Annotated in this window: 15 protein-coding genes and 1 pseudogene; 7 read left to right on the forward strand and 9 right to left on the reverse strand. The window is 72.5% G+C overall.

Features of this window, described 5'->3' with window-relative positions; all coding sequences use genetic code 11:
* Positions 1–41: 41 nt before the first annotated feature.
* Together ACOOHC_RS02320 and ACOOHC_RS02325 are read right to left on the reverse strand one after the other, a co-directional pair.
* The gene (locus ACOOHC_RS02320) at positions 42–773 is read right to left on the reverse strand and encodes an SWIM zinc finger family protein (RefSeq protein ID WP_420452402.1); all 732 of its coding nucleotides are present in this window, start codon (positions 771–773) and stop codon (positions 42–44) included.
* The gene (locus ACOOHC_RS02325; RefSeq protein ID WP_420452403.1) at positions 770–3811 is read right to left on the reverse strand and encodes a DEAD/DEAH box helicase; all 3042 of its coding nucleotides are present in this window, start codon (positions 3809–3811) and stop codon (positions 770–772) included. The genes ACOOHC_RS02320 and ACOOHC_RS02325 overlap by 4 nt, the downstream gene beginning before the upstream one ends.
* Positions 3812–3912: 101 nt before the next feature.
* On the opposite strand from ACOOHC_RS02325, the gene ACOOHC_RS02330 reads away from it, so the two are divergent.
* Entirely contained in the window at positions 3913–4803 is an 891-nt protein-coding gene (locus tag ACOOHC_RS02330; protein ID WP_420452404.1) for a heme-dependent oxidative N-demethylase family protein, read from the forward strand.
* A 29-nt stretch (positions 4804–4832) separates the two neighbouring features.
* Positions 4833–6344, forward strand: coding sequence for a DUF2252 family protein (locus ACOOHC_RS02335; RefSeq protein ID WP_420452405.1), 1512 nt, complete (start codon positions 4833–4835; stop codon positions 6342–6344).
* Positions 6345–6398: 54 nt separating this feature from the next.
* Here ACOOHC_RS02335 and ACOOHC_RS02340 read toward each other — a convergent pair whose 3' ends face one another.
* A complete protein-coding gene (locus ACOOHC_RS02340) occupies positions 6399–7403 on the reverse strand; it encodes an LLM class flavin-dependent oxidoreductase (protein WP_420452406.1) in 1005 nt (334 codons plus the stop codon).
* 227 nt (positions 7404–7630) lie between these two features.
* Between ACOOHC_RS02340 and ACOOHC_RS02345 the strand changes: the two genes are divergently transcribed.
* Complete coding sequence (locus tag ACOOHC_RS02345) at positions 7631–10159, forward strand: ATP-dependent Clp protease ATP-binding subunit (RefSeq protein WP_420452407.1); 2529 nt, start codon at positions 7631–7633, stop codon at positions 10157–10159.
* A 25-nt stretch (positions 10160–10184) separates the two neighbouring features.
* On the opposite strand, the gene ACOOHC_RS02350 is transcribed toward ACOOHC_RS02345, so the two are convergent.
* Positions 10185–12515, reverse strand: a complete 2331-nt coding sequence (locus ACOOHC_RS02350) for a transketolase C-terminal domain-containing protein (RefSeq protein WP_420452408.1) — start codon at positions 12513–12515, stop codon at positions 10185–10187.
* 163 nt (positions 12516–12678) lie between these two features.
* Between ACOOHC_RS02350 and ACOOHC_RS02355 the strand changes: the two are divergent.
* Positions 12679–13759, forward strand: a pseudogene (locus tag ACOOHC_RS02355) (saccharopine dehydrogenase family protein).
* 18 nt (positions 13760–13777) lie between these two features.
* On the opposite strand, the gene ACOOHC_RS02360 reads toward ACOOHC_RS02355, so the two are convergent.
* The 3 genes from ACOOHC_RS02360 to hisD all read right to left on the reverse strand — a co-directional run bounded on the left by ACOOHC_RS02360 (position 13778) and on the right by hisD (position 17072).
* Positions 13778–14794: a sensor histidine kinase gene (locus ACOOHC_RS02360; protein WP_420452409.1), complete on the reverse strand. Its 1017-nt coding sequence runs from the start codon at positions 14792–14794 to the stop codon at positions 13778–13780.
* Position 14795: 1 nt separating this feature from the next.
* Positions 14796–15548, reverse strand: coding sequence for a response regulator transcription factor (locus ACOOHC_RS02365; protein WP_420452410.1), 753 nt, complete (start codon positions 15546–15548; stop codon positions 14796–14798).
* A 111-nt stretch (positions 15549–15659) separates the two neighbouring features.
* Complete coding sequence (gene hisD, locus ACOOHC_RS02370) at positions 15660–17072, reverse strand: histidinol dehydrogenase (RefSeq protein WP_420452411.1); 1413 nt, start codon at positions 17070–17072, stop codon at positions 15660–15662.
* Positions 17073–17121: 49 nt separating this feature from the next.
* On the opposite strand from hisD, the gene ACOOHC_RS02375 reads away from it, so the two are divergent.
* On the forward strand, positions 17122–18399 hold the full coding sequence (locus ACOOHC_RS02375) for an adenylosuccinate synthase (protein ID WP_420452412.1): 1278 nt from the start codon (positions 17122–17124) through the stop codon (positions 18397–18399).
* Between the two features lie 67 nt (positions 18400–18466).
* The gene (purB, locus tag ACOOHC_RS02380) at positions 18467–19789 is read left to right on the forward strand and encodes an adenylosuccinate lyase (protein WP_420453846.1); all 1323 of its coding nucleotides are present in this window, start codon (positions 18467–18469) and stop codon (positions 19787–19789) included.
* Positions 19790–19795: 6 nt separating this feature from the next.
* On the opposite strand, the gene ACOOHC_RS02385 is transcribed toward purB, so the two are convergent.
* Positions 19796–20200 (reverse strand): hypothetical protein, encoded by a 405-nt coding sequence (locus ACOOHC_RS02385; protein WP_420452413.1) that lies wholly within the window; start codon positions 20198–20200, stop codon positions 19796–19798.
* A 113-nt stretch (positions 20201–20313) separates the two neighbouring features.
* Between ACOOHC_RS02385 and pyrE the strand changes: the two genes are divergently transcribed.
* Positions 20314–20895 (forward strand): orotate phosphoribosyltransferase, encoded by a 582-nt coding sequence (pyrE, locus tag ACOOHC_RS02390; protein ID WP_420452414.1) that lies wholly within the window; start codon positions 20314–20316, stop codon positions 20893–20895.
* Between the two features lie 94 nt (positions 20896–20989).
* On the opposite strand, the gene ACOOHC_RS02395 is transcribed toward pyrE, so the two are convergent.
* Entirely contained in the window at positions 20990–22375 is a 1386-nt protein-coding gene (locus ACOOHC_RS02395; protein WP_420452415.1) for an FAD-binding oxidoreductase, read from the reverse strand.
* Positions 22376–22396: the final 21 nt, after the last annotated feature.

The raw sequence follows: 22396 nt of genomic DNA on the forward strand, positions 1-22396 counted from the left end.
ACCCGACGGAACGTCGCCGGTCGGCTGCGAACCGGACCCGGTCAGTCCCAGTCGATGCGCAGGTGGCGGACGGCGTCGCCGAGGACCTCGGCGAGCTCGGGCCGCGACGGGCGCGTCGCGTCGTCACGCTCGATCGCGCCGATGTCGGGGAGCCGCGAACCCTCGGGGAGCGACAGCAGCTCCGCCAGGGGATCGTCCACCGGCTCGGGTCGGCGCTCGGCGAGGCGCTCCCGACGCTCGGCACGGCCCCGCTCCATCCCGTCGCGGACGAGCTCGAGGTGACGGCGGCGGACCGGCAGGTCGTCGGCGTCGTCCGAGCCCCCGCCGTCGACCTCGCCACCCTCCTGGTCGTCGGTGCCGGCGCCGTCGGTGCCACCGGCGGACGCGTTCGCCCGCCACACGTCGAGCAGCGACGGTTCGATCAGCAGCTCGTCGGCGAAGCAGAACATGGCGGCGAGCACGTGCTTGCAGGCGTGGTCGTCCCAGTCGTCGTCGGGGCAGGTGCACATCGCGTGGACGTCGCGCCGCAGCGGCATCCCGTCGCCGGCGGTGACCTCGAGCGACGCGACGTAGGGGGTGGAGCGCGACCCCTGGATCTCGCAGGTGACGATCCCGGCCTCGACCACGATGTCGAGCACGGACCCGTCCTTGGCGTACTGCTTGCCGCGCCGCAGGCGCCCCGGGTCGCTCATCTCCGCGGCGAGCACCTTCATCATCGTCGACGGCAGCCGTCCGGGTTGGCGAGCCCCGAAGGGCTTGCGCGGACGGCTCACGAGTCGGTCTCCAGGACGACCAGGTCGTGCAGCTCGTCGGTCGACATCTCCGACAGCCACCCCTCCCCCTCGCCGGTGCCCACGACCTGATCGGCCAGGGCGCGCTTGTCGTCGATCACCTGGGCCACCTTCTCCTCGACGGTCCCCTCGCAGACGAGCTTGTGCACGTTGACCGTGCGCGTCTGGCCCATCCGCCACGCCCGGTCCGTGGCCTGGTCCTCGACCGCGGGGTTCCACCACCGGTCGTAGTGGATGACCTGGCTGGCCGCCGTCAGGTTGAGACCGGTGCCCCCGGCCTTGAGCGAGACCAGCAGGATCGGCGGAGCGGACCCGTCCTGGAAGTCGTCGACCATCCGATCCCGCGCCGTGCGCGACACCCCGCCGTGCAGGAAGGGGGCCCGGAACGAGAACTGCTCGTCGACGTGGCGCACGAGCAGATCGCCCATCTCGCGGAACTGGGTGAAGACCAGCGCCCGCTCACCCTGATCGAGCAGCTCGGTGATCAGCTCGTCGAAGCGCGTCAGCTTCCCCGAGCGCCCACCGAGGCGCGATCCGTCCTTGAGGGCGTGGGCGGGGTGGTTGCAGATCTGCTTGAGTCGCATCAGCGCGCTGAGCACGAGGCCGCGCCGGCGCATCCCGCTCGTCTGCTCCGAGTCGACCATCAGCTGGTCGACCACCTGCTGGTAGAGCGCGGCCTGCTCGCGGGTGAGCTTGGCGTACGCGATCTGCTCGATCTTGTCGGGGAGGTCGGGGAGCAACCGCTTGTCGGCCTTCGTCCGGCGCAGCACGAACGGGGAGGTGATCCGCCGCAGCCGGGCGGCGGCGTCGGGATCGCCGTTGCGCTCGATGGGGGAGGCGAGCTCGGTGCGGAACCGCTGCAACCCGCCGAGGATCCCCGGGTTGACCGCGTCGAGGATCGCCCACAGCTCGCTCAGGCGGTTCTCGACCGGGGTGCCGGTGAGCGCGAGCTTCTGGCCGGCGCGCAGCTGCCTCACGGCGCGCGCCGCCTTGGTGTTCGGGTTCTTCACCATCTGCGCCTCGTCGAGCACGACGGTCGACCAGTCGACGGCGCCGAGGTGCTCGAGGTCGCGGGGGAGCAGGCCGTAGGTGGTGATGACGATCGAGCGATCGGGATCGAGGGCGAACATCTCCTCGGGTGCGCCCTCCCGCGCCTCGGCGGCCACCGAGCGGATCAGCGCGTCGAGCTGGCTGTCGCGCCGCGAACCGTGGTGGACCGTCACGTCGAGCGAGGGGGTGAACCGGTGCGACTCGGTGCGCCAGTTGCGCACCACCGACAGCGGGGACACGACGAGGTGGGGCCCGGGTCGGTCGACGAGGTGGGCGAGCGTCGTCGCCGTCTTGCCGAGCCCCATGTCGTCGGCGAGGCACCCGCCGAGCCCGAGCTCGGCGAGCAGCCGCATCCACGCCAGGCCGCGCCGCTGGTAGTGGCGCAGCTCGCCGACGAAGGCCTCCGACTCCTCCACCTCGTCGAGGGAGTCGTCGGGGAGGCCGCGCAGCAGGTCGCGGACCCAGTCGGTGTCGGCGATCGGCGCGTTCGCCCCCGACCCCGCCCCGTCGGACGACGCGTCGGCGCCGACCTCGACCCCGTCGACGACCTCGCCCGGTTCGTGCACCGTGATCGTCGCTCGTGCGTCGGTGGCGCCCTCGTCGTTCGCCAGTCGCAGCAGCTCGAGGGGGGTGACGCGGCTCGCCGTGCGCTCGAGCTCGCGCTGGCGCTCCCGGCGGCGGCGCAGATCGTCGGGATCGATGCGCACCCACCGCTCCCCGGTGTGCAGCAGGGTCGCGCCGGCCTGCTCGGCGCGCTCGAGCTCGGCGTCGGAGATCTCCTCGTCGCCGACGACGAGCTTCCACGACACCAGCGCCTCGCGACCGAACTGCCTGCGGCGGTCGTCGGAGGGCGTGGGAGTCGCCTCGCCGGTCACCCGCGTCGAGGCGCGCACGAGCCGCTCCGGACCGATCAGCTCCACCCCGGCGCGGGCGAGCTCGACGGGGGCGACGTCGATGAAGTCCTCGGCCGTCTCGAGGTCGAGCTCCGCCCCGGTCGGCTCGTGCTCGAGCGCGAGGTCGGCGAGCCCGGGAACGACCGGCGCGATGCGCGACACGACGTCGCCGAGCAGCTCGGCGAGGGTCTCGAGGTGGCGCTCCTCGCGTGCGACGTCGAGGGCCCGGCCGTTGCGCTCCCAGAGGTCGTTCGCGGTGCACCAGCGCATCGAGTCGCCGTCGTCGACCAGCTCGAGGCGGACCTCCCACGGGTCGTGGGGATCGTTCGACATCAGCAGCCGCACCCGGGGGACGACGACGGGTTCGCCGGCGAGGCGACGGCGGTGGCGGTCGAGCTCGTCGCGCAGCTGCCCGAGGGCCAGGTCGAAGTCCGACGTCCCGCCCCGCACGACGTGGTCGGGGCGGGCGAGGGCTCCGAACGTGGCCCGCAGCGCCTGCGTGGCCGGTGCGCGACCACGGCCGAGCTCGGCCTTCCACCCCGTCTGCGCGAGGTGGGAGCGGGCGACGCCGTCGACCATGAGCTCGAACACGCGCCGGGTGTCGTGACCCGAGCCGACGGTGCAGATCGGCGGCTGGGAGGCGTCCAGCCCGTCGAGAACGCGCACGAGGTGGTCGTCGACCGCCGGGAGCCAGCGGGCGACCGTGAACGGCCCCTCCTCGACGACGACCGGACCGAGGCGCCCCGCGCCCACCGTCCGACGGGCCAGCTCGGCGACGCGCGCGAACCACGCGATCGAGTCCGACAGGTGGCGCTGCCCGGGCAGGTCGGACAGCCACACCGCGGCGCCGTACGGGTCGAGCTGCACCGACGACGCGTGCAGCGTCGGGTTCGCCGGGACCTCGATGGTGATCCGTGCGACGGCGCCGTACGAGATCGGCGAGTCGTGCCAGCCGGTGCGGGTGCCGTCCGCGGCGATCTGGCGGAAGCCGGAGTAGAGCCACGCCATCGATGCGGTGTCGATGCCGTTCCACCCCCACACGTGGAGGGCACCCGACCGCCACGTCCCCTGCGCCACGTGCGGTGGACGGTGTCGCGAGGAGCGGGCCATCGACCGGTCAATCTACCGACGGGTGCTCGCCGGGCTCATCGACGTGCCCGGGCCCTACGATCGCGGTGGTGTCGACCGTCGGGGACGTGGGGTACGAGCCCTGGGCGGAGCGCGGGTCGGTCGTCGACGGTGCCTTCCGCTGGCGGCTCGGCGTGCGCCCCCTCGACCTCGACGACTGGATCGAGCTCGGCCCCGACGCCGAGGGGCCCGACGGCTGGATCGCCCGCACGGGCGAGCTGCTCGACTCGCACCGCTCGACGGTGATGCACCTGATGGACGACGTCGACGACGAGTGCGCCGAGGTCGCCCGGGCCGTGGTCCACCACCTCCGACGGCGCTGGCCGGGGCGCTTCGGCGACGTCGAGGTCGACCCCGACGTCCACCCCCTCGAGGCCGCGGCCCGCCTGGTTCCCGAGGACCTGGTGCTGATGGTGCGCCGCGGGGGGCGGCTGGTGTTCGGGGGCGGTGTCGTGTGCTTCCCCAACCGCTGGGATCTCGCCTCGAAGCTCGGTCGCACGATGTCGGAGGTGCACGAGCCGGTCGCCGGGTTGAACGACCAGCTGGCGACCGAGGTCGACCGGTTCCTCGACCGACTGCGACCCGAGCGCTCGTTCTGGCGGCTCGGCTGGGGCATCATCGACGTCGCCGACGGCTACACCCCGCTCGACGGGACGGGCCCGGCGCGCCCGACCGACCCGGGACCCGAGGACCTCCACGTGCGGGTCGAGCGCGAGACGTTGCGGCGCTTCGGCGCGACGGGGTGCGTGCTGTTCACGATCCGCACCCACCTCACGCCGCTGACGACCGTGGCCGCGGATCGTGCGTCGCGCTCGGCGCTGGCCGGGGCGATCGCGGCGATGGGCCCCGAGGTGCGCGACTACAAGGGCCTCGGCGATGCCGTGACGGCCGCTCTCGCCTCGGCGGGTGCGGAGGACCCGGCGCCGGCTTCCCTCGTGTGACCGCCGTCTCGGCTGGGTAGGACCCACCGATGAGCGAGGACGGCGACGGACGCACGAAGCGCGAGCTGTACGAGCGGGCGCGGGAGCTCGAGGTCCCCGGGCGCTCGTCGATGTCCAAGTCCGATCTCGCCGAGGCGGTCGACGCCGCCGACGTCCCCGCCGGTCGATCGGGGTCCGGTCGCTTCGGGGTGGCGGCGCGCTACGAGGAGTTCGAGCGCTTCGCGCGCGACGTGGCCTCGGGGGCGGCGATCGCACCGCCGCGGATGCTGAGCGCCCACGACCGGCGGCTGCACGTGCGCCAGACGATCCGCGAGGACCACGAGACCCGGATCATGACCGACGCCGACGACGCGCGCACCAAGTTCGACGAGCTCGACGGGTCGCTGTTCTCGTTCTTCCGCGGGACCTGCCTGCTGTTCTACCGCGACCTCGCCGGTGAGGACGCCTGGATGCCCACGGTCCTCGCGCTCGGAGACGTCCACCCCGAGAACTTCGGCGTGATGCCGAGCGCCGACAACGTCCCGATCTTCGGCGTGAACGACTTCGACGAGGCGTACTGGGCTCCCTTCACGTGGGACGTCAAGCGAGGAGCGGTCGGGTTCATGCTCGCCGCCTCCGAGATCGCCGACCTCTCCTCCAAGCACCAGGTGAGGATCGCCCGGCGCTTCGTCGAGGGGTACGTCGACGGGATCGAGGAGTTCGGGCGCGACACCGCCGAGCTGGAGCGCCAGGTGCGGTACGACAACGCGCCGGAGCTCATCCGCGACCTCATCGACGACGCCCGCGACGATCGCGCCGAGTGGCTCGTCGACGAGTACCACGACGAGTACGGGCGGGGGTTCCGCCCGACCGACGAGATCGTCCCGATCACCAGCCGCGCCGAGGAGTTCCAGGACCTCGTCGACCGCTGGGTCGTCGAGAGCGAGATCGAGGTGCCGCAGCGCGCCGGTGAGATGCGCGTCAAGGACGTCGCGATCCGGCGTGGCCAGGGCACGGCGTCGCTCGGGTTGTCCCGCTACTACGTGATGATCGAGGGCGAGCGCGCCGACGCCACCGACGACATCCTGATCGAGTTCAAGCGGGCGCGCCGGTCGGCGCTCGCCGGGCTGGTGCCGCCGTCGGGCCTGCAGGGCGTCGAGTACGGCGATCGCATCGCCCGGGCCCAGGGCGTGCAGCTCGTGCGGGCGGACGTCTTCTACGGCAGCGCCGAGTTCGAGGGGGTGAGCTACGTGACCCGCGAGCGTGCGCCGTACCGCGACGACATCGACCTGGACGACCTGTCGAAGAAGGGGTGGCGCCGGTACGCGTCGATCTGCGGGCGCGCCCTCGCCCACGCGCACGCCCTCTCCGACGAGACCCCCGACATGGACTACGACATCGAGTCGCTGATCCTCGAAGCCGTCGCTCCGCGCGACCTGTTCGTCGACGACGTCGTCAGCGCGGCGGAGGTGTCGCTCGAGCGGATCCGCGCCGATCACGAGCACTACCGGCGCGACCACGCGCTCGGGGCGTTCGACACCGTCGACCACCGCTACCGGTGATCGCGGGCCCGGCGCGGCGCGACGAGCGCCGCCGGCTCGCTCGCCATCGCGGGTTCAGGCCGTGACGGGATCGATCGCGTCCGCGAGCAGGTCGAGCGAGCGGAGCCGCTGGTCGATCGTGGGCGAGACGTGCGAGGTCATCACCTCGTCGATCCCGGCGTGGCGGGCGAACTCCGCGAGGTAGGTCGCGACGACGTCGGGGGTGCCCACCGCCGAGTAGTGCATCATCTGCGCGATCTGGCGACCCTGCGGGGAGGCCAGCACCTCGTCGGCCTCGTCATCGGTCAGGGACCGCCCGGGGGTGAGGAAGCGGGCGAGTCGACGCCGACGCACGACCGCGAACTGGCGCTGGGCGTCCTCGTCGTCGTCGGCGGCCACCACGTTGACGCCGGCGAGGACGTGGGGGGTCTCGAGCTGCGCCGACGCACGGAACTCGCGACGGTAGAGCGCGACGGCGTCCAGCAGGGCGCCGGGGGAGAAGTGGGAGGCGAAGGCGTAGGGCAGCCCGAACGTCGCCGCGAGCTGGGCACCGAAGAGCGAGGAGCCGAGGATGTACAGCGGCACGTTCGTGCCCGCGCCGGGGATCGCCTCGACACCGCGCACCCGGGTCTCGCCGGACAGGTAGCCCTGCAGCTCGAGGACGTCGTCGGGGAAGCGGTCCGACGAGCGCTCGTCGCGACGCAGCGCGCGCATCGTGGTGCGGTCGCTCCCCGGGGCACGCCCGAGCCCGAGGTCGATCCGGCCCGGGTGGAGGGTGGCCAGGGTGCCGAACTGCTCGGCGATGGTGAGCGGGGAGTGGTTGGGCAGCATCACGCCCCCGGCTCCGAGGCGGATCGACGACGTCTGGCTGGCGACGTGGGCGATGAGCACGCTGGTGGCCGACGAGGCGATCGAGGCCATGTTGTGGTGCTCGGCGTACCAGACGCGGACGTAGCCCCGGGCCTCCGCACGCTGGGCGAGCGCGACGCTGTTCGCGAAGGCGTCGGCGGCGGTCTCCCCCTCGCCGACGAGCGCGAGGTCGAGGAGGGACAGCGGGGGTCGGGTCGGAGCATCACCCATGGGACCATCATGGCCCCGATCCGCGTGGTTCGGCCGGTCGGCGCGTCGACGGCGTCGACTCCCGTCGATCTCGCGGCGACGTCATCGGCGTCCCGTCGACGTCGCATCGTGGATCCGACTTGATACGATGCGACTCAGGTTTTATGAGTTGTCCCCCCGATGTCGGGTGGGGCCGCGGTTCGGCCCGGGCGCGACCGGGCACGGTGAGGTGCGAGGAGGCACACGACATGGCGTTCGACCCGAAGAAGTGGACGATCAAGACCCAGGAGGCGTTCAGCGCCGCGATCGACGACGCGAAGGCACGCTCGAACCCGGAGCTGACCCCCGATCACCTGCTCGCGGCGATGATGCGCCAGGAGGGCACCGTGGTGCCCGCCGTGCTCGGCAAGCTCGGGCTCGCGCCCCTGATGGTGCGCAACCAGGCGGACGAGGCGGTGACCCGGCTCCCCAACGCCTACGGCGGCGACGAGCCGCGGATGTCGAAGGAGCTGAGCGCCAAGGTCGCGAACGCCGAGTCGCACCAGAAGGACTTCAAGGACGACTACCTGTCGGTGGAGCACCTGCTGCTGGCGATGAACGACCGCCTCGACGTCGGTTCCGAGGAGGTCATGCAGGCGTTGCAGGCGGTGCGCGGATCGCACCGCGTCACCGACCAGAACCCCGAGGAGAAGTTCGCGGCGCTCGAGAAGTACGGCCAGGACCTCACCGCCCTCGCCGCGTCCGGCCGGATCGACCCGGTCATCGGGCGCGACGAGGAGATCCGTCGGGCGATCCAGGTGCTGTCGCGGCGCACCAAGAACAACCCGGTGCTGATCGGCGAGCCGGGGGTCGGCAAGACCGCCATCGTCGAGGGCCTCGCCGCGCGCATCTCCGACGGCGACGTGCCGGAGGGCCTGAAGGGCAAGCGGCTGATCGCGCTCGACGTGGCGTCGATGCTCGCCGGGGCGAAGTACCGCGGTGAGTTCGAGGAGCGGCTGAAGGCCGTGCTCAAGGAGATCACCGACGCGGAGGGAGAGGTCATCACCTTCGTCGACGAGCTGCACACCATCGTCGGCGCCGGCGGGGCCGAGGGCGCGATGGACGCCGGCAACATGATCAAGCCGATGCTGGCGCGCGGCGAGCTGCGGATGATCGGGGCCACCACCCTCGACGAGTACCGCAAGCACGTCGAGAAGGACCCGGCGCTCGAGCGCCGCTTCCAGCAGGTCTACGTCGGCGAGCCCTCGGTCGAGGACACCGTCGGCATCCTGCGCGGGCTCAAGGAGCGCTACGAGGTGCACCACGGGGTGCGCATCCAGGACTCCGCGCTCGTCAGCGCGGCCGTGCTCTCCGACCGCTACATCACCGCACGCTTCCTCCCCGACAAGGCGATCGACCTCGTCGACGAGGCCGCCTCCAAGCTGCGCATCGAGATCGACTCGCTGCCCACCGAGATCGACATCGTCCAGCGCCGGATCCTGCAGCTCGAGATCGAGCAGGTGGCGCTGGAGAAGGAGACCGACGAGGTGTCCAAGGAGCGTCTCGAGGCCCTCCACGACGAGCTCGCCACCCTCAACGTGCAGGTCGCGGAGATGCGCGAGCACTGGGAGGACGAGAAGCAGGCGATCGACGCGATCCGCAACCTCAAGGAGGAGCTCGAGACGCTGCGCAACCAGGTCGAGCGCGAGACCGACCTCGCGCGGGCGGCCGAGATCCGCTACGGGCGGATCCCCGACATCGAGCGCCGCATCGAGGACGCGACCGTGCACCTCGACGAGCTCCAGCAGACGAAGGCGATGCTCAAGGAGGAGGTCGACGCCGAGGACATCGCCGAGGTCGTCGCCCGCTCGACCGGGGTGCCGGTGAGCCGGCTGATCGAGTCCGAGACCCGCAAGCTCGTGCACCTCGAGGAGCTGCTCCACCAGCGCGTGATCGGCCAGGAGGACGCCGTCGCGTCGGTCGCGAACGCGATCCGTCGCAGCCGGGCCGGCCTGTCCGACCCCGATCGCCCAATCGGGTCGTTCATGTTCCTCGGTCCGACCGGGGTCGGCAAGACCGAGCTCGCCCGTGCCCTCGCCGAGTTCCTGTTCGACGACGAGCGGGCGATGGTGCGCATCGACATGGGCGAGTACATGGAGAAGTTCTCCGTCTCGCGCCTGATCGGCGCGCCTCCCGGCTACGTCGGCTACGACGAGGGCGGCCAGCTCACCGAGGCCGTGCGGCGGCGTCCGTACTCGGTCGTCCTGCTCGACGAGATCGAGAAGGCGCACCCGGACGTGTTCAACACGCTGCTGCAGCTGCTCGACGACGGTCGGCTGACCGACGGCCAGGGCCGCACGGTCGACTTCACCAACGTCGTGCTGATCATGACGTCCAACCTGCCCGGCGACCCGCTCGACTTCTTCAAGCCCGAGTTCGTCAACCGCGTCGACGACATCATCCGCTTCCGTTCGCTGGCGGAGGCCGATCTCGAGCGGATCGTCGGCATCCAGCTCGAGCGGCTGCGGGCGCGCCTGGCCGATCGGCGGATCGCGCTCGACATCGACGACGCGGCGATGGCGCAGCTCGCGCGCGAGGGCTACGACCCGGCGTTCGGTGCCCGTCCGCTCAAGCGGATCATCCAGCGCGAGATCGCGGACCCGGCGTCGATCCTGCTCCTCGACGGCAGCGTCGGCGACGGGGGCACGATCCGGGTGAGGGCCGGCGGCTCCGAGGACGAGGGCCTGTCGGTGAGCGTCGCCGACTCCTCCGAGCCGGTGGCGGCGGCGACGGTCTGAGCGGCGGCGGACGCGGCTCGGCGTCTCACCGACCGCGCTCGACCACCTCGAGGGCGGCGGCGACGACGTCGCCCTCCGACACGAGGACCAGCTCGGCAGCCGCCCCCAGCGGGACGTAGCTGTCGTGCGACGCGACTCGGCCGATCGGGCCGGCGAAGCGGGCGTCGACGAGCTCGGCGACGATGCCCTCGCCGACCCCGCCCGTCCGTCGGGTCTCGTCGACGACGAGGACGCGACCCGTGCGCGAGGCGGCGTCGAGCAGGTCGTCGATCGGCAGCGGCGCGATCCACCGCAGGTCGACGACGTCGACGGCGATCCCGTGGTCGCGCGCGAGCCGCCGGGCGGCTCGCAGCGAGAGGTGCACCCCGTTCGCGAAGCTCACGATCGTGAGATCGGCGGTGCGCGGACGCCCGTCGCGGTCTCGCTCGGCGTCGTCACCGGCGTCGTGCCCGGCGCCTCGTAAGAGGTGCCCGGCGGCGTGGACCCGCGCCCGACCGATCGGCACGGGGGTCGGATCGTAGGGGGCCGACCAGCCGCCGTCGCCGGGTGCGTGGAGATCGCCGTCGTGGTAGCGCGCGATCGGCTCGACGACGACGCAGACCGCGCCGGTGCCGCGGGCGTGGTCGACGCAGGTGAGCAGCACCCCGGCCGCGTCGGCCGGGTGGCCGGGCGATGCGATGACCAGCCCCGGCACGTCGCGCAGCACGGCGATCGAGTCGTCGTTGTGGAAGTGGCCGCCGAACCCCTTCTGGTAGCCGTAGCCGGCGATCCGCACGACCATCGGGTTGAGGTACCGGCGCTGCGAGAAGAAGGCCAGGCTCGCGGCTTCGCCGCGCAGCTGGTCCTCGGCGTTGTGCAGGTACGCGAGGTACTGGATCTCGGGGATCGGCAGGCGGCCGTTGAGCGCGGCCCCCAGGGCGAGCCCGAGGATCGACTGCTCGTCGAGCAGGGTGTCGAGGACGCGGTCCGCGCCGAAGCGACCGTGCAGCCCGCGGGTCACCCCGTAGACGCCGCCCTTGCGTGCGACGTCCTCCCCGAAGACCACGACGTCGTCGCTCTCGGCGAGCAGGTCCGCGAGCGAGCGGTTGATCGTCCGCGCCAGCGTCAAGGGGTCGTTCGACGACCTCTCGTCGACGTCGAGCCCCGGTGACGTGGCCGATCCGTCGCCCTCCGCCCTCGCCGGCGTGCTCGTCGACGGGTCGCGCTCGGCCGGGCGGACCCCGGCCCCCCGACGTCGAGCCGGTTCCGCGCGCAACGGCGCCATGACCTCCTCGACGTCGACGAGCTCGGGCTCGTCGAGCACCTCGATCGCCCGCTGCCGGATCGACTCGCGCAGATCGAGGGCGAACGCCACCGTCTCGGCCGGGGTGGAGACACCGGCGACCGCAGCGAGCCGCGCCGTGCCCACGATCGGGTCGCGCTCCAGGTCCGCCGCCAGCTCCGACGGTGACCGGTAGGCGGATTCGACGTCGGTGCCGGCGTGGCCGAGGAAGCGGACCGTCGACAGGTGCAGGAACCCGGGCCGCCCACGCTCGCGGACCTCGTCCACCAGCGCGGTCGACACCGCCCGCACCTCGGCGGGGTCGGCACCGTCGGCGTGGGCCACGATCCACCCGTCCCGGGTCGCCATCGAGTCCGCGACCCACCCGGTCGGCGACGGGACGCTGAGCCCGAGTCCGTTGTCCTCGCAGACGAGCAGCAGGGGCACCCGACGTCCCTCGCGCACCGCACGGCCGGCCCAGTTGATCGCACCCTGGGCGGTGGAGTGGTCGAGCGAACCGTCGCCGATGCTGGCCACGACCACCGAGTCGCCGGGCCACGTCGTGGGAGCGGGCGGCGCCAGCTCGAAGCTGATCGCCAGGCCCACCGCCCGCGGGAGGTGCGAGGCGATCGTCGACGTCTGCGGGATGATCGACAGCGAGCGGTTCCCGAAGACCTTGTGGCGGCCGCTTGCGATCGGCTCGGTCGCCTTCGCGAGGACGCCGCGCAGGACGTCGCCGACCACGTCGCAGCGCACGAGGTCGCGTGGCGCCTGCATCGCGCGGGCGGCGAAGAAGCCGCCGGAGCGGTAGTGCAGCAGCGCGGGATCGCTCCACCGGGTCGCCGTCGCGACGATCGCGTTGGCCTCGTGGCCCGCGGAACCGATCGTGTAATGGCCGACCCCGTGCGCCGAGCGCAGCCACCGTGCGGTGTGGTCGAGCAGGCGGCTGGTCAACTGCGCCTCCAGCCAGAGCGCGATCGTCGCGGGATCGGGTCCGCCGGCGGAGGAGCTCGTCGTCGGGTCGTCGGAGATCCGCTCGACGGCGTCGAGCAACGCTTCCTCGAGCGCGTGGAGATCATCGGGCCGGGGCGTCATCGGGCGAGGTCGCCGGCAGGGTCGGACCCGGCCCGCTCGGGCCGCTCGGCCCGTCCGTCGTCGATCGACCGCCCCGTCGCGGGGCCGGATCCGGTCACGCCGCGAGGGTACTCACGGTGCGGCCCCCGTCGGCGCGAGCGCCCCGCTCTGCCATGATCGGGGCGTGGCCGTCGGAACGATCGCTGTCCTCGGCCTCGGCAGGGTGGGCCGCCTCGCCGCACGCCTGCTGGAGCGGAGCGGGTTCGAGGTGACGGGGATCGACCAGGCGAGCGATCCGCACGATCCCGACGAGCCCTTCGAGGTGGTCCGGGCCGACGTGGGCTCCGACGCCGTCGCCCGGCGCGTGAGCGCGGCGGACGCGGTCCTGTCGTGCCTCCCGTACCACCGCAACGTCCGCGTCGCCGAGATCGCCCACGGCGCGGGCGCCCACTACTTCGACCTGACCGAGGACGTCCCGACGACGGAACGGATCCGCGAGCTCGCGGTGGACTCTCGGGCGGTGATGGCGCCTCAGTGCGGCCTCGCACCCGGCTTCGTCGGCATCGTCGCGGCGAACCAGGCCCTGGCGTTCGATCGGTGCCGGTCGATCCGGATGCGCGTCGGCGCTCTGCCCCACCACCCGACGGGGCTGCTCGGGTACGCCTTCAACTGGTCGCCGGAGGGGGTCGTCAACGAGTACCTCAACGACTGCGAGGTGATCGAGGACGGGGTCCGCAAGTGGGTGTCGCCGATGGAGTGGCACGAGACGATCCACGTCGCCGGGACCCGACTCGAGGCGTTCACCACGTCGGGGGGGGCTGGGCACGATGTGCGAGACCTTCCACGGACGGGTCGACAACCTCGACTACAAGACGATGCGCTACCCGGGTCACATGGAGCTGATGAACTTCTTCTTCCACGAGCTGCTGATGCGTGAGCGACGGGCCGAGGCGGGGGAGATCCTGACCAACGCGAAGCCCCCCGTCGACGAGGACGTCGTCTACGTCCACGTGGCCTCGGAGGGGATGCTCGACGGTCGTGCGCGGCGCGTCGAGTACGTCCGATCGTTCCTGCCGCGCGACGTGGCGGGATCGCGCTCGACCGCGATCGCGTGGACGACGGCGGCGTCGGTGGTGGCGGTGGTCGAGCTGGTGCGCGACGGTGCGCTCCCGGACCGGGGGTTCCTCAAGCAGGAGGACATCGACGTCGGCGCGTTCCTGGCGACGACGACGGGCGCGCTGCTCGCCGACGTCTCCCCCGCGTGATCGCGCGGCCCCGGCCGCTCAGACCGCGAGCGATGTGCGCGGGGTGGCGGTGACGGACGCCGCTTCGCGCACGCCGCGAGCGGGCGGGTACCGCAGGGTGAACGCGGCGGGAGTCGCGCAGGAGAGCTCGAGGCGGCCGCCGTCGGACTCGGCGAGCCGGCGGGCGAGCGCCAGTCCCCGTCCGTGGGCGGCGCGGTGGTCCGGCGGCCGCTCGAACAGGGTGGGGATCGACTCCGCCGCGACGCCGGCTCCCTCGTCCTCCACGACGACGCCACCCGCCCCGATCACGACGGTCACGGTGCCCCCTCCGTGCTCGAGGGCGTTGCCGAGCAGGACGTCGACGATCTGGCCGACGAGGCCGGGCGTCGCGCGCACCGGCGTCGACGGCGCGCTCACCACGACGACCTGGCGGTCGCCACGCTCGTACGACGGGCGCCAGTCCTCGACGTGGTGCGTGACGACCCGGTCGAGGTCGACCTCCGTGCGCTCCCCGGTCGAGCCGGTGCGCGCCACGGCGAGCAGGGAGTCGAGGGTGCCGTTCAGCTCGTGGGTCTGGTCGAGGATCGCCGTGACCTCCGCGGCGGCGTCGGAGTCGACGCGCCGCTGGAGCAGCTCGAGGCGCAGCGCGAGGCCGGTGAGGCCCGTGCGCAGCTGGTGCGTCGCGTCGGCGGTGAAGCCGCGCTCGGACTCCAGCATCCGGTCGACGCGCGTCGCGCTGAGGCGCAGCGAGCGCGAGATGTCGTCGATCTCGGCGATGCCGCTCGCGACCGGAGGCGCCGAGAAGTCGCCGTCACCGACCCGCCCGGCGCTGCGCGCCAGCCGCTCGAGCGGGCGCGCCAGGCTCCGCGCCTGGAGCGTCGCGAGCATCGCGGCCGTGACGAGGGCGAACACGGCGAGCAGCGCGACGCGCGCGACGAGAGCGTCGCGCTCGCGGGCCGGGACGGAGGAGTCGATCACCGCGGACACCGGGATGATCAGCACGCCGAGCGCGGCGCCGACCACCGCGATCGTCGACCGCACGAGTCGTCGACGCACGTCAGCCGATGGCGCCGCTCGACGCCACCCCGGCATCGGGGTCGGCCGACACCAGCGCGTCGGGCGCGAAGCGGAACCCGACGCCGCGCACGGTGACGATCTTGGTGGGCGGGTCGCTGCGATCGAGGATCTTCTTGCGCAGCGTCGAGACGTGGGTGTCGAGGGTGCGCGTCGATCCCCACCAGTTCTCGTCCCACACCCGCGACATGATCTCGTCGCGCCGGTGGGTGAGACCGGGAGCGCTCATCAGCAGCTCGAGCAGGTCGAACTCCTTGCTGGTCAGCTCGACCTCGCCGACGTCGCCCGGCGCGCCGTCGACCACGAAGCACCGGCGGCTGTCGGGGTGGAGCTCGATCCCGGCACCGATCAGGGGCCCGGGCGCGCTCGCCTCGACCTGCTGGCCGGCCACGCGCAGGCGGGCGTGCAGGCGGGCCACCAGCTCGGCGAGGCGGAAGGGCTTGGCGACGTAGTCGTCCGCGCCGGCGCCGAGACCGACGATCACGTCCATCTCCTCGGACCGGGCGGTCAGCATCACGATCGGCAGCGTGGGGTCGTCGTCGCGCAGGCGGCGGCACACGTCGAGGCCGTCGATGTCGGGGAGGGTCAGGTCGAGCAGCACGAGATCCGGGCGGCACCGGGCGACCTCGTCGATCGCACCACGACCGGTGCCGACGTGGTGGACGACGAAGCCCTCGGCGTCCAGGACGCGCACGAGCGGGTCGCTGATGCGGGAGTCGTCTTCCACGAGGAGCACGCGTGTCTCGTCCACGGCTCGTGCTTCGGCACGACGTGACGAGAACTTGACCCTTCGGTCACCCGCTGCGCGCGCGGCACGGGGCCGGTCGCATCGGGCGGGGCGTGACGGTCAGCCCTGGCGCAGGCGCAGCGCGGCGGCGTGCGCGGGGAAGCCCTCGTGCTCGGCAAGCGCGATGACCGACGGCGCCATGCGGGCCGCCGCGCGCGCGTCGGCCTGAGCGATCGCCGTCCGCTTGAGGAAGGTGTCGGCGGTGATCCCCGACGAGACGTGGGCGAACCCGCTGGTGGGCAGCGACGCGGGGCACCCGATCACGAAGTTCGCGGCGCTGAACGGGGTGCACTGCCCCACGAGGATCTCGCCCGCGTTGACGAGGCGGTCGACGACGTCGTCGACGTCGGCGTCGCCCACGACGACCTGCAGGTGCTCGGCCGCGTACTCGTTGGCGACGTCGACGGCGGTGTCGAGGTCGTCCACCACGACGCACCCTCCGTTCGGGCCGAGCGCGGCCCGCGCCGCCTCGGATCGCACGCCCGGCAGCGCATCGATCTGCCGCCCGAGCTGGACCTCGACGTCGTCGGCGAGCCGGCTCGACGGGGTGAGCAGGACCACCGAGGAGTCGGTGCCGTGCTCGGCCTCGATCAGCAGATCGGCAGCGAGGCGCTCGGCGTCGGCTGAGTCGTCGGCGATGACGAGGCTCTCGGTCGGGCCGAGGAGCATCATCGTCGCCACCCCGTGTCGCTGCATCTCGACCTGCGCGATCGTCACCGCGGGCGAGCCCGGTCCGACCACCTTGCGCACGCGGGGGATCGACTCCGTCCCGAACCCGAGCGCCGCGATCCCCGCCGGCCCGTTGACGCGGAAGACCGAGCGGAGCCCGAGCTTGCGGCACACGACGAGCACGGCCGGGTCGACCTCGCCCGCCCCTCCCGGGACCGGAGGCACGACGAGGGTGATCTCGGGCACCCCGGCGACGATCGCCGGGACCGCGAGCTGGTAGGCGACGCTCGGGTAGCTCGCCTTGCCCGAGGGCGTGAACAGCCCGGCGGAGGAGATCGGGGTGATCTTCTCCCCGACGGTGAGCCCGGGCTCGGACTCGATCCGCCAATCGGCGGTGAGCGCGAGCTGGGCGTCGTTGAAGGCGCGCAGGTGGTCGATGGCGTCGTCGATCGAGCGGTCGACGGCGTCGGACACGACGGCGGCCTCGATCTCGTCGTCCGTGACGCGCAGCGCCGACGGGTCGACCTCGATGCCGTCGAAGCGGGCGAGCGCATCGCACACGGCGGCGTCGCCCCGCTCGTGCACGTCGTCGATCAGCTCGCCGATCGCGGAGCGCAGCCCGGGCTCGAAGATGTCGTCGAGCCCGCGGTCCACCAGCGCCGCCCGAGCAGCGGAGTCCATCTCCGACCATCGCTGACGACGCATCACGCTCACCCGGGCGACGCTATCGAGGCAGCGGCCCCCCGCCGGTGCGAGCGCGCCGCCCGTGCGGTCCGTGACGGAACGGAGGGTCTCGACGGGCACTCAGTAGCATCGAGACACGTTCCAACCAGCGAGTCGCATGGGAGCGTGCATGCCCGTCACCGTCGTCGTCGGAGCCCAGTGGGGTGACGAGGGCAAAGCCAAAGTCATCGACCTGCTGTCCAAGGAGCACACCTTCGTCGTGCGCTACCAGGGCGGTCACAACGCCGGGCACACGGTGGTCGTCGACGGCGAGCGCTACGCACTGCAGCTCGTCCCGTCCGGGGTCCTGTACGAGCACGTGATCCCGGTCATCGCGAACGGGGTCGTCGTCGACCTGCCGACCCTGTTCTCCGAGATCGACATGCTCGAGGCGCGCGGCGTGTCGTGCTCGGAGCTGAAGGTGTCGAGCCGAGCCCACCTGATCTTCCCCTGGCACCAGGCCCACGACGCGATCGCCGAGGCGATGCGCGGCGACGACAAGATCGGCACCACCCTCAAGGGCATCGGCCCGGCCTACGCGGACAAGGCGCGCCGGGTCGGCATCCGGGCGGGGGACGCGATGGATCCGGCCCGCTTCCGGGCGCTGGTGCGCGAGCGTGGAGCCGCCGAGAGCAAGCTGATCACCGAGGCTGGAGGCGACCCGCTCGACGTCGACGAGATCGTCGAGCGCTTCGCCGAGCTCGCCGCTCGCCTCACGCCCTACGTCAGCGACACGATCAGCCTGCTCCACAGCGGTCTCGCTCGCGGCGCCCACGTGCTGCTGGAGGGGGCGCAGGCGACGTTCCTCGACCTCGACCACGGCACCTACCCCTACGTCACCTCGTCCAACCCGACCGCCGGCGGGGCGTGCGCCGGGAGCGGGCTGGGCCCGCGCGACATCGACCGGGTGGTCGGGATCACCAAGGCGTACACGACGCGGGTGGGCGCCGGGCCGTTCCCGACGGAGCTGACCGACGTCGACGGCGAGACGCTCGGGCGCGTGGGCAAGGAGTTCGGCACCGTCACCGGCCGGCCGCGGCGCACGGGGTGGCTCGACTGCGTGATGCTGCGCCACGCCGTGCGGCTGAACTCGCTCACCGAGCTCGCGCTGACGAAGCTCGACGTGCTCGACGGCTTCGAACGGGTGAAGATCTGCACCGGCTACCGCACGATGGAGGGCGAGCTGGACGACTACCCGGACCGCTTCGACGTGCTCTCGGCGGTGGAGCCCGTGTACGCCGAGCTGGACGGTTGGGCATCGGCGCTCGGGGAGGCTCGCGAGCCCGGTGCCCTCCCCGCAGAGGCGCGCGCGTTCCTCGAGGTGGTGGAGCGCGAGGTCGGCGTCCCGATCCGCGTCGTCGGCGTGGGCGCCGAGCGCGACGACTACCTGATGTGGGCGTCCGCGTGACCGTGGTGGCCGCCGCCCCCGTCGACCGGGAACCGCGCGTCGCCTCGGCTCCGAGGGGAGCGTGGCGATGATCCCGCGCTACTCGACCGAGGAGATGGACGCCGTCTGGTCGGACACCTCCCGGTTCGCGCGGTGGTTGGAGGTCGAGCTGCTCGCGACCGAGGGGCACGCCGAGCTCGGCGTCGTACCGCCCGAGGCGGCCGCGCGGTGCCGCGCCGCGGCGCCGACGGCCGACGAGGACCTCGTCGAGCGGATCCTCGAGCGCGAACGGGTCACCGACCACGACGTGGCGGCCTTCGTCGACGTCGTCCAGGAGTCGATCGACGACCCGGCCGGATCGTGGATCCACTACGGCCTCACCTCCTCCGACGTCGTCGACACCGCCCTGTGCTGGGCGATGCGCGACGCGGCGGACCTGATCGTCGACGCGGCCACCGGGTTGCTCGAGGTGCTGGTCGCGCTGGCTCGAGCCCACGCCGACACGGTGATGATCGGGCGCACCCACGGCATCCACGCCGAGCCCACCACGTTCGGCGCCAAGGTCGCGCTGTGGGCGCTGCAGGTCGATCGCGATCGGGAGCGGATGCGGTCGGCGCGCGAGCAGGTGGCGGTGATGAAGCTCAGCGGCGCCGTGGGCACCTACTCGAACATCCCCCCCGAGGTGGAGGCGTTCGTCGGTGACGCGCTCGGGCTGCGCCCGGTGGCCGCGACCCAGGTCGTCGCCCGCGATCGCCACGCGCAGTTCCTCTACTCGTGCGCGTCGGTGGGAGCGACCTGCGAGATGATCGCGGTCGAGCTCCGGCACCTCCAGCGCACCGAGGTGAGCGAGGTGCAGGAGGGGTTCAAGCCCGGCCAGAAGGGTTCGTCGGCGATGCCGCACAAGAGGAACCCGATCTCGGCCGAGACGATCTCGGGCCTGTCACGGGTGTTGCGGGGCAACCTGGACGCCGGCATGCAAGATGTCGCTCTGTGGCACGAACGTGACATCTCGCACTCGTCGGTCGAGCGGGTGATCCTGCCGGATTCCAGTCAATTGGCGTTCTACGTGCTCCGTCGATTGCGCCGGTTGCTCGAGGGTCTCGTCGTCTCGCCGGAACGGATGCGGGCGAACTTGGAAGCCAGTCACGGGCTCGTCTTCAGCCAACCGGTGCTGCTCGCGCTGGTCCAGAGCGGGATGACGCGCGACGGTGCCTACCGCGTCGTCCAGCGCAGCGCGATGCGCTCGTGGGACGAAGGACGCGACTTCCGCGAGCTGCTGGAGTCCGATGACGAGGTCGACGACGCGGTGCTCGCCGACGCGTTCGATCTGGGCCGCAGCCTGCGGCACCTCGACCGCACCTTCGTGCAACTCGACTCGATCGACCTCCGCCGGGGCGAGCCCCGGCGCTGACCGGCGTCAGTCGCCGCGACCGATGCCGGCGCGCTTGAGGACCTTGGCCTCGACACCGACGTCGCGCCAGCTCGAGTACGAGATCTGCTTGCTCTCGCTGTAGCTCTTGGCGACGTCGACGAAGGAGTCCTCGAGCGAGTCCATGTCGATCGTCTTCGACATCGCGGCGACCTCGGCCTGCAGGTCCCGGCGCTCCTGGACGAGGAGCAGCTCGTCGACGGCGTTCGCCTCGGCGATCTCGCGGTCGATCTCGGACAGCCGTTGCTCCACCTTCTCGGGAGTCCGCTTGCGCCCCCTCTTCGGCTTCGTCGCGCGCAGTCCTTCGAGGTAGTCGCGCACGATCCGCCCCTCGGCGCGACCCTTTGCGAGTGCTGCCTTGTGGTCGTCGGACATGGTTCGCTTGCCTGCCATGGAGGTCATGGTACGCGCTTCTCCATGAAGCAAAACACGATGTTCCATCGTTCACATCGACGACGAGGTCGACGTGCGCATGCACCGCAACTCCGCACTACGGTCTCCGGGAGATGACCGACGAACTCCCCACGTTGTCCCCGGTGCTGGATCGCCTGCGCGGACACGTCCTGGAGCACTCGGTGAAGACGGGCGACTTCACGTTGAAGTCGGGTGCGCGCAGCGACTGGTTCCTCGACACCAAGCAGACGGCGTGCCGTCCCGACGGCATCGTCGCCGTCGCCGACGCGGTGGCGGAGGTGTTCGGTGACGACCTGGGCGAGATCGACGCGATCGGCGGTCTCACCCTCGGGGCCGACCCGATGGCCTACGGGGTGGCCGCGGTGCTCGCCACCCGTGGCGTCGGGCTGCGGAGCTTCAGCGTCCGCAAGGAGGCCAAGCGGGGCGGGGTGACCGGGCGCATCGCCGGCGCGCTGCGCGTGGGGGACCGCGTGCTCGTCACGGAGGACACCACGACACGGGGCACCTCGCTGATGGAGGCGGTCGAGCAGATCGCGGGCTTCGGTGCCGAGCCCGTGTGGATGAGCGTCATCGTGGATCGCGGTGGGACCTGCGCGGCGATGGCCGCCGAGCGCGGGATCGACTACCGCCCGCTGCTGCGCGCCCCCGACATCGGCTACGAGTTCGGTACCTGAGCTCCGGGCCTCCGCAACGTCGGGGCCGTCGCCGTGCGGCGCGGTCGTCGCGTCGAGGCTCCCGGGAGCGTGTCGGCACCTCCGGCGGGCACGATCAGCGCGCGAGGACGCCCGGGTTGAGGATGCGGCGCGGGTCGAGCGCGCGCGCGAGCGACCGCTGCGCCGCGAGGTCGGCCTCGCCGCGCACGAGGTGGAGCCACGGCGCCTTGGCGATCCCGATGCCGTGCTCGGCCGAGATCGTGCCGCCCATCGCGGCGACCTCGGGCAGCACGGCGCGCGCGAGCGCCTCGGGGTCGCGTGCGCCGACGTGGTTCAGGTGGACGTTGCCCTCGGCGAGGTGGCCGAAGGCGATCAGCCGGCACCCGTCGGCCGCGGCCGCCGCCTCGGCGACTCCGAGCAGCTCGCCGAGGCGGGCGATCGGGACCGCGACGTCGAGCTTGTACGGCGGGACGCCGACGTCGCCGGACACCGCCGCGATCGACTCGGTGATCCGGTCGCGGAACTCGACGAGCGCGCCGCGCGGACCGGGCTCGGTCGCCACCGCGGTGTCGAGCACGCCGTCGGCTCCGGCGAGGACGGCGAGCAGGTCGTCGGTCGGGTCGTCGTGGTCGGCGCAGTCGATGACCACGATCGTCCCGCCGTCGCGGACCTCGACCGGCGACGTCCGGCCGAGGTGCTCGCCGACCAGCCGCATCGCCGCGGGCCCGATGAGCTCGACCGAGTCGAGCGACGAGATCCGCGCCCGCAGCCGGGCGAGCAGCGCGACCGCGTCGTCGACGGACGCGGTGGACACCATCGCCGTCGCCGTCGACCGGTACCAGGGGACGAGGCGCAGCCGGGCCCGGGTCACGATGCCGAGCGTCCCCTCGGAACCGCTCATCAACGACGGCCAGTGCAGCCCGGCCGTCTCCTTCGGGAGCCCGTCGAGCGACCCCACGATCGATCCGTCGGCGAGCACGGCCTCGACACCGATCACCTGCTGGCGCATCGTCCCGAACCGCACGACCCGCGATCCACCGGCGTTCGTCGCGATCGCGCCGGCGACGGTGGCCGAGTCGCGCGCGGCGAAGTCCACCGGGGTGTCGAGGCCGATCGAGCGGGCGCCGGCGCGCCATCGCTCGAGGGTCACCCCCGCGCCGGCGGTCACCTGCATCGCGTCGCCGTCGGGCTCGTCGAGGACGTCCATCCGGCGGGTCGAGAGCACCACCTGCGCGCCCTGCGCCCCGTCGCCGCCGCCCCGGGGCACCCCGCCGCCGACGAGGCCCGTGTTGCCGCCCTGGGGCACGATCGCGATGCCACGTCGCGAGCAGATCACGACGACCTCGGCGACCTCGGCGGCGCTCGCCGGGCGCACCACGCAGCGCGCTGCGGCGCCGTAGCGGCCGGTCCAGTCCCGCTCGTAGCCGGCGCGCACGTCGGCGTCGACGAGGACGTGACCGGACCCGACGGCCGCGCGCAGCTCCCCGATCACCGCGTCCACCTCGCGAGCATGCCAGCCGCG

It is taken from the genome of Ilumatobacter sp. (assembly GCF_965215205.1).
Classification (GTDB): Bacteria; Actinomycetota; Acidimicrobiia; order Acidimicrobiales; family Ilumatobacteraceae; genus Ilumatobacter_A.